The sequence below is a fragment of the Halorubrum sp. AD140 genome (assembly GCF_034497445.1).
Classification (GTDB): Archaea; Halobacteriota; Halobacteria; order Halobacteriales; family Haloferacaceae; genus Halorubrum.
Genome location: NZ_JAXRUU010000134.1, coordinates 1 through 2,096, shown reverse-complemented (window position 1 = coordinate 2,096; position 2,096 = coordinate 1). Strand labels below are relative to the sequence as shown.

Annotated in this window: 2 protein-coding genes; both read left to right on the top strand. The window is 69.0% G+C overall.

Translation table 11 applies throughout. The features are described 5' to 3' along the window. Positions 1–55 precede the first annotated feature (55 nt). On the top strand, positions 56–556 hold the full coding sequence (locus U4E84_RS16690; protein WP_322533229.1) for a hypothetical protein: 501 nt from the start codon (positions 56–58) through the stop codon (positions 554–556). A gap of 214 nt (positions 557–770) precedes the next feature. Beyond that, positions 771–1,682: an acyltransferase gene (locus tag U4E84_RS16685; protein WP_322533228.1), complete on the top strand. Its 912-nt coding sequence runs from the start codon at positions 771–773 to the stop codon at positions 1,680–1,682. Positions 1,683–2,096 lie beyond the last annotated feature (414 nt).

The window sequence follows — 2,096 nt, the reverse complement described above, 5'->3', positions numbered from 1 at the left end:
CAAATAGCTGACGCGCCGGCGACGGGTGTTTATAAATGGGTCCCGTAACTGTCGCATGAGCTATCCGGTCACGTACTACTGTCCGCACTGCGGCACGCTCGTCGCGCTCGAACGCGAGGGGTACCTCGCGGACAAGTCGGTGACGCCGTACCCGCTGGAGGGGTGGACGTACGCCGCGCCCACGGCGCCGTTCGACGCGGCGGAAGACGGTGAGAGGGGTGTAGACGGGGACGACGCGGTCGACGCGGACGGCGTTCGGTTCGTCTGCGGCGAGAGCGCGGGCGTGGAGTGGGACCCGCACGACGGCGTGCGCGGCACCGACGTCGGCGGCGACGAGCCGTACCGGGAGCCCGACGCCGAGGGAGTCGGCTGCGGCGAGGCCTTCTACCTCTCGTTCGTCCGCTACGAGGGGGGCCGCGAGGTCGACCCGCGAGCGGAGGCGGAGCCCGTCGAGATCAACCCCGATCCGCGGCCGAGCGGCCCGCGGGGGCCAGGCGGTCCGAGCGGGCCGAGCGGAACGACCTCATCGGACGATTCGGACGGCGGCTTCTGGTAGCACGCCGACCGCGCCGCGGAGACGGGCACGACGGGAACGGTCCGCGCGTCGGGCGGACACGCCGTCGTGGATTTATATGGTTGTACGACCTACAAGTCCGTGATGATAGGTAACACACTACTCACTCTCCGCCGGAACGAGCCTCGCGGTCGGAACGCGCCCCGACGACGGGAGGGGGCCGCGTCGCCGTGAACTGGGGGGGTCGAACGGACACATGACGAAACGTCACATCGATCTCCCGACGGACGTCGAAGAGGCGATAGACCGAACGATCGGAGACGTCGACCGACGGCTCTCCGGAGACGAGGAGACCGCGGTGGTCGTTCTCGAGGTGCTCGCCGACCTGTTCGGCGACTGGCACGCGTACGAACGCTATCGAGAGGGCGATTCCCTTCCGCCGCTGACGCGCGCCCGGATCGAGAGCTACGATCCGAGAAACGTCCGCATCGAGTCCGAACACTGGGCGGAACAGGACCTCGCGGACCTCCGAGAGGCGAAGTGCCTCCGGCACCTCTGGCGGGGGTTCGACCTCTCCCCGCTGGCGAACAACCTCGCCTTCGCGCTCCCCTTCCGAGAGATGCTCGCGGACCACCTGTTCGAGGAGGCGGGCACGGGCCTCCAGCTGTTCGGCGGGATCAAGATCCAGTGCGGTCACAACATCGAGATTGGCGATAACGTCGTCGTCCACAACGACGTCCTGCTCGACGACCGCGGGGAGCTGGTGATCGGCGACCGCGTCTCCGTCGCCGACCGCAGTCACCTCCACACGCACAGCCACGACACGGTCGACCAGACGGACGTGACGACGTACCGGACCGTCGTCGAAGACGACGTCCGGCTCGGGTACGACGCGATGATCGACGCCGGCTGTCGCGTCGGGGAGAACTCGCTCGTCGGCGCGTCGTCGATGGTCCGCGGAGACGTGCCGGCCCATCAGATCGCCGTCGGCTCGCCCGCCAAGACCGTCAAGACCAAGCCCGGCTGGGAACCGGTCGCCGAACACCCGGGACCCCTCGCGGACAACCGGGAGGAGCGCCGGCTGGACCGCGAGCTGCCGGCCGACCTCGATCCGTTCGACGAGTTCGGTCGCGACCTCTCGCCGCCGGGGGAGCCGACCGATCTGTGAGCGGATCCGGTGCGGGACCGTCGGACACCCGCCGTTCGCTTATAAACGAAGGTCGATGCTACGACCGCCATCGAAGCCCCAGCCGCTCGGCAGTACGCAGGTTGATCTGTTCATAGACCACTGATCGACACGACCACCACCGAAGCCCCAGCCGCGAGGACTCGCGCGGCTTGGTGCGCTCCTCGCTCAGTCGTTTCACTCCTTCGCTGCGGTGCTTCCATCGCCGTGCTTCCTCCTCGCGGCTGTCCCTTCGATTCCCGCCCGACCCCACCGCACAGCACCTCACGCCTCCCCAACCTCGTCGGGCGCGTCCTGCGGGCTCCCTCCGGTCGCCCTCGTCGCGCCCGACTCCCTCGCGCGGTGCTGTTCGCGGTCGCCGTCGGCGACCGCTCACAGGCACGCGCCACCGCGCCC

Excerpts from the sequence above, each read along its gene's own strand:
- U4E84_RS16685 (WP_322533228.1), top strand. The coding sequence starts at position 771 with ATGACGAAACGTCACATCGATCTCCCGACGGACGTCGAAGAGGCGATA.
- U4E84_RS16690 (WP_322533229.1), top strand. The coding sequence starts at position 56 with ATGAGCTATCCGGTCACGTACTACTGTCCGCACTGCGGCACGCTCGTC.